At 38.7% G+C, this 5627-nt stretch carries 6 protein-coding genes; all 6 read left to right on the top strand.

Going from position 1 to position 5627, the window contains the following annotated elements:
• Positions 1 to 167, top strand: a 167-nt coding sequence (locus FFS57_RS24195; RefSeq protein WP_171014193.1) for a pilin, incomplete at its 5' end; no start/stop codon positions are given.
• Positions 168 to 244: 77 nt separating this feature from the next.
• Positions 245 to 664 carry a pilin gene (locus FFS57_RS24190; protein WP_212749178.1) on the top strand — a complete coding sequence of 140 codons (420 nt, stop codon included), beginning with the start codon at positions 245 to 247 and terminating at the stop codon, positions 662 to 664.
• A 35-nt stretch (positions 665 to 699) separates the two neighbouring features.
• Positions 700 to 2658: a hypothetical protein gene (locus tag FFS57_RS24185; RefSeq protein WP_171014192.1), complete on the top strand. Its 1959-nt coding sequence runs from the start codon at positions 700 to 702 to the stop codon at positions 2656 to 2658.
• Positions 2655 to 3524: a glycosyltransferase family 2 protein gene (locus tag FFS57_RS24180; RefSeq protein ID WP_137940394.1), complete on the top strand. Its 870-nt coding sequence runs from the start codon at positions 2655 to 2657 to the stop codon at positions 3522 to 3524. The genes FFS57_RS24185 and FFS57_RS24180 overlap by 4 nt, the downstream gene beginning before the upstream one ends.
• Before the next feature lie 9 nt (positions 3525 to 3533).
• Positions 3534 to 4442 (top strand): hypothetical protein, encoded by a 909-nt coding sequence (locus tag FFS57_RS24175; protein WP_137940393.1) that lies wholly within the window; start codon positions 3534 to 3536, stop codon positions 4440 to 4442.
• A 6-nt stretch (positions 4443 to 4448) separates the two neighbouring features.
• Positions 4449 to 5198: a class I SAM-dependent methyltransferase gene (locus FFS57_RS24170; RefSeq protein WP_137940392.1), complete on the top strand. Its 750-nt coding sequence runs from the start codon at positions 4449 to 4451 to the stop codon at positions 5196 to 5198.
• The last annotated feature ends 429 nt before the right edge of the window (positions 5199 to 5627 follow it).

The raw sequence follows: 5627 nt of genomic DNA, 5'->3' as shown, positions 1-5627 counted from the left end.
ATAGCGTTGGCGTTGGTGCACAAGGTGTTATTACTGTTACCTACAGCACGAAGGCTGAAGCAGGTAAGACGATCGTTATTACCCCGACGAACGCAAATGGTTCGATTACTTGGGATTGCAAAGGCGGTAACTTGAATGCCAAGTATCGTCCAACCAACTGCCGCTAAGCTTGGTTGATGGAAAAAAAGCACCCGGTTGGGTGCTTTTTTTTTCTTGGGTTGGTCCGCCACGTTAGGAGACAATCATGAGTCAACAAAAAGGTTTTACTCTCATTGAGCTAATGATTGTCGTGGCAATTATTGGCATCCTTGCTTCTGTCGCAATTCCTGCATATCAACAATATGCAAAGCGCGCACACGTTGCAGAAGGCTTAAGTTTGGCAACGGGGGCAAAATTTACTGTAACAGAGTATTACAGTTCGCGGGGGATGTGGCCAAATAGCAATACCTCAGCCGGTTTAGCAAGCCCAACTTCAATTACCGGGAATGCAGTTCGTAGCGTTAGCATTCTTAATGGTGGGGTAATTGTTGTCACTTATAATACAAAAGTGTCGCCCGGTGATACGATTATCTTAACGCCAACTATCAGTAACGGTGTATTTCGTTGGGATTGTAAATCTGGGTCGCTAAGTCCATTGTATCGTCCAAGTAATTGTCGTAACTAGAGTCTATTTAGCTAACTTCAAAAAGAGATTTGATTTTGCCACGGTTACAAAAGTACTTGTACTTTCTATATTTTGTTCTAATTTTAACTATTATCTATATCTACTGGCCTGGGCTGACCGGAGACTTTGAATTTGATGATAGCGTTAATCTTCTAGATAACCCACGCTTACCACTGAATGAATTATCTTGGTCTGAGTTATGGCGAGTAGCTCATTCAGGAGATGCTGGTGTATTGGGAAGGCCAATTAGTATGTTGACCTTTTCATTAAATCAGTATTTCTTTGGGGTGGAGCCATTTTCGTTCAAGTTAACAAACCTTATTATCCATGTGTTTGTTGCATTGTCTATAATTTTCCTTATTCGTAGTTTTTTGATTTTCTTAGATAAAGTCGGTGATATAAATCTTGGTGCTATTGAAATAAGTTATTTGCCATTGTTGGTTACAGCTTTTTGGGCATTTCATCCGTTAAACTTGACTAGTGTTTTATATGTTGTGCAGCGTATGACTAGTTTGTCAGCGCTATTCACTGTATGTGGTTTGGTTTTGTATAGTAAAGGCCGGATAAGACTATTAATCGACAATAATCGATTATTTGGGTGGATTGCCATAGTATTTGGGTTAGTTGTTTTCACGTTGCTTGGAGCCCTATCAAAAGAGAGTGGAGCCTTATTGCCACTCTATGCACTAGCTATTGAAGCTACAATATTTAAATTTAGAGTTGCTCAGAAATCAATAATTGATGGCCTAAGGTTGCGTCAATTATGGGGTGTTTTTGTAATAGTGAGCGCCGCTGCTGTTGGCGGGGCATTGTATTTAAAATGGGAATCGATCTTAGATATTTATAAAATACGCCAATTCAACTTTGGCGAGCGGCTTTGGACTGAAGCGCGAGTATTATTTTTTTATTGTAGATTAATTCTACTTCCAGATATATCTAAAATGGGGTTGTATCATGATGATTTTGAGATATCTGTTGGTTGGTTTTCCCCTATAACGACAATAATATCTGTCATTGGGTGGGCTGTTATTGGTTTAAGCGCATATTTCTATCGCACCAAATATTTTATGTTCTCATTTGCTGTATTCTGGTTCTTTTGTGCACATGCATTGGAATCTACGATATGGCCATTGGAGCTTGTGCATGAGCACCGTAACTATCTGGCATCGCTAGGTATATTATTCTATGGGGTGGTGACGATCTATTTATGGAAGCCTAGTAAAAGGTTGGTGCAAGCTAAGTTTTTGCTAGTTCCAATTTTTCTTATTGTTTTATCAGTTCTAACATGGATACGATCTGATCAGTGGGGGAATCTAGTGGATCATGCTGCTATTGAGCAGTTGAATCACCCTTCATCAGATCGTGCAAATTATCAGTTTGGTAGAATGTATTTTAAATTGTATATGCAGGAAAAAAAATATGAGTATGCTGAAAAAGCTTATTTTTATTTGAATAAAGCAAAAAATTCACCTTATTCTGATAATGGCGGCTACTTTGGATTGGTACAATTGGCTTTTTTGACTGGTCAGCCGTTGTCGCTGGAGTTAATGAAGGATTTAAATAATAGATTGAAATCAAGGCCATTTGCGGCATCTAATGTTTCATTTATCCAGAATTTGATTAATTGTCAATTGTATCAATATTGTAAATTGCAAGAAGAAGAAATAATATTACTGCTGCAGAATGCAAATGAAAATCCTACTGTATTGCCTTCTTTTAGATCTGCTTTAAATAGTGCATCGGGCTTGTATTATGCAAACCGATTAAATGATTACAAGCGGGCAGAGGTTTTCCTTAAAGATGCAATTCACTTTGAATTGAGTCCGCAGAATGTATTAAATCTTGCTGAGCTCTATCGAGTTATGGGAGATATTTCTAAGGCGAGGAGTACCATTCTATGGGCAAGAGATTTGGATGTTAAATTGTTGTATTCAGATGTTATTGCGCGACAACTGCGTGATTTAGATAAAGTAGAAAAAGAGCAAGCTAAGTGATTTCCTATTCTGATCTAAGTATAGTTTTGCCTGCGAAGAACGAAGAGGCAGGATTAAGTCTCATTTTACCATTGCTAATGACTGAGTGTTCTGGAGCTGAAATTATTGTAGTTGATGATGCTTCAACGGATAATACTGCCGGTATTGCTCTTGGATATGGAGTGAGATGCGTTTCTCATAAGTATTCGAAAGGCAATGGAGCTGCAATAAAAACTGGCATAAGAGAAGCAACAAGAAAAATCGTCTTGTTTATGGATGCCGATGGCCAACATCGACCAGAAGATATCCCTAGGTTATTAGCTAAATTAAATGATGGTTTTGATATGGTTGTGGGTGCCAGGACAAGGAAATCACAAGCTGGCGCACATCGAGCTATGGCTAATGGGCTATATAACAGATTAGCTTCGTGGATGGTAGAGCAGCGAGTGGATGACCTTACTTCTGGATTTCGTATTGCAAACCTCGCTAAAGTTAAACGCTTTGTTTACTTGCTGCCCAATGGTTTTTCCTATCCTACCACTCTCACGATGAGTTTCTTTCGTGCAGGCTATAGTGTGGCTTATGAACCAATCATAGCACCTGAGCGAATAGGGAAGAGCCATATTAAAATCCTCAGAGATGGCACCCGTTTTTTGTTAATAATTTTCAAAATTGGGACTCTTTATTCACCATTGAAGCTATTCTTACCAATTAGCCTTTCATTCTTTGTGACTGGTTTTGGGTATTATATGTATACGTTTATTTCTCAGCATAGATTCACAAATATGAGTGCACTGCTGTTTATTACGTCAGTGCTGATTTTCTTGATTGGTCTTATATCAGAGCAAATATCAATGTTGAATTATAAAGAAAGTGAATCAGAGTAGGGTTGCGGAGTGAAGTTATTTTTACTAGCTTCTCTTTTCAAGAGATGTGTTGGTATTATTTCAATTTTTTGTGTAATCTGGATTTTCACTAGCCAGTATAGTTATTTTTCCACTTTGCTAACGCAGATTTCTATTGAGTCGCTAATTTCTTCCATTGTATTGATTATAATATCACATTTTTTTTTGGCTTATTCTAATGTGTATTTGTGGTCATGCTTGGGATTTCAGGTTTCTGCAGGAACTGCAATAAAGATTCACTTCTCTAATATGCTAGCCCGATATTTGCCAGGTGGGATTTGGCAGACGGTATCTAAGTTAAGTGTGTATAAGGAAATATTAAAACCAGGGAAAGAACAGATTTTGGCATATCTTTTCTTGGAGAATGTAATGGCTTTGGGTACTGCATCGTTGTTGGGTGCAGTGGCTGTGTTGGTGGCTGACGGTGTTGGTGTTTTGAGAGTATTGTTATTGTTTGCCGCATTGTCTTTGATTGTTTCCCCGTGGATTATTAGATTCAGGGTATTTAGGTTGCCAGATCAATCATCTCCTTTTAGAATCAGTTTGTATTTTATATTCTTTAGGTGCTTTATTTGTGTCTGGTTATGCTATGGCTTGGCATTTTCATGTTATTGGTTTTCTTATGAACATATAGGGTTTGGTGATGTAACAGATTGGGTTAAAGTAGCTGGCATATATTGGATTAGTTGGGCTGCCGGTTTTATCGCAATCTTCTCTCCACAAGGTATAGGGGTCTCTGAAATAGTTGCTAGTTACTTGTTAAGTGGGACTAATACAGAAATGGCCATTAGGTTTGTGGGGGTTGTTGGTATGTATCGATTGTTGGTGTTGGCAGCAGAGATTCTTCTATGGGCTAGTGCAATGTGTTTTTATAAGTTTTTTAGATTAACTCAAATTTAATTACTCATGACAAACTGGAAGCGCACACCGAAGCATTTGTTGCGTATGGCATGCATAAGATATGCCACGCGTAATTTTTTACCTGGAAGATTTATTGAAATGGGGGCAGGAACTGGTGACATTACTGAATATTTTGTAAAAAATGGATTTCATGGTGTTTGTCATGATATCGGTGAAACCTCACTTAATTTATTGTCTTCTCGTTTTGAGAAGTATCCACAAAAAGTGACTGTTGTTGAGAGATTAGAAAAAGTCATTGACAGAGATTTTGATTATTTATTTGCGTTTGAAGTTCTGGAGCATATTGAACAAGATGAATTAGTGTTAAAAGAATGGTCAAAGTACCTTAAAAAAGAAGGGTTTCTAGTTTTATCGGTTCCTGCGCACATGAGGAAGTTTGGTCCTGATGATTTGTTCGTTGGACATGTTAGAAGATATGAAAAAAGTGAGCTGGTAAAATTATTGGTAAGAATTGGATTTGATGATGTAAGCGTATGTAATTATGGTTTCCCTTTGGGAAATATTGGTCGTTGGTTTGCAGTGAAAATTTTGAAAAAACATGTGGTTGCAGAAGATGTAGGAAACCAAGTAGAGCGTAGTATTAAGAGTGGTGTTGAGCGACATAGTTTAACAAGTAAATTGGGATTCATTTTTAATCGCTTCACGCTGGGGCCTTTTGTATGGGTGCAGCGTTTTTTCTTCAAATATGATTTGGGTGATGGCTACGTAGTGACCGCAGTGTGGCGAGGCAACTGACTGTAATCATGTGTTATGAAGATTATATTTTTTGAATAAAATGTTTACATGCGGAAGCTCTGTATGAATCAGAGTCAGACCGAATTTCATCAAACTTCAGTGAATTCCCGGTGATGTTGGCGCGTATTGAACCTCAAAAGCCTGTTATACCGGGCCTGGGGGAAGGCAGGGCGGGATCGAACTTTACTCCTTGTTTAATCAAATAAAAGCTCAGTCCTCCCGAGTTCAACGGTTCACGCTCGATTTTCTTGATTTTCACCCCGCCAACCCAACAACGATGGTTTTTTTCACGGTGTCCAAGCAAAAAGCCATGTTTTGGCACGTTTTAGGTCTTACAAGATCAATTTGATAAGCCAGGGCTGGCTGGTAAAGTGGCGGCATGTTCGTCAAAATTACCAAGTCCGGCCCCCGCCGCTATGTCCAGCTGGT

Origin of the sequence: Chitinivorax sp. B, assembly GCF_005503445.1 — a bacterium.
In the GTDB taxonomy this organism is placed as follows: domain Bacteria; phylum Pseudomonadota; class Gammaproteobacteria; order Burkholderiales; family SCOH01; genus Chitinivorax.
This window is presented reverse-complemented; position numbering and strand designations above follow the sequence as displayed.

Bases quoted from the DNA above. Each gene is read 5' to 3' on its own strand.
- FFS57_RS24190 (WP_212749178.1), top strand. From the start codon at position 245: ATGAGTCAACAAAAAGGTTTTACTCTCATTGAGCTAATGATTGTCGTG.
- FFS57_RS24170 (WP_137940392.1), top strand. From the start codon at position 4,449: ATGACAAACTGGAAGCGCACACCGAAGCATTTGTTGCGTATGGCATGC.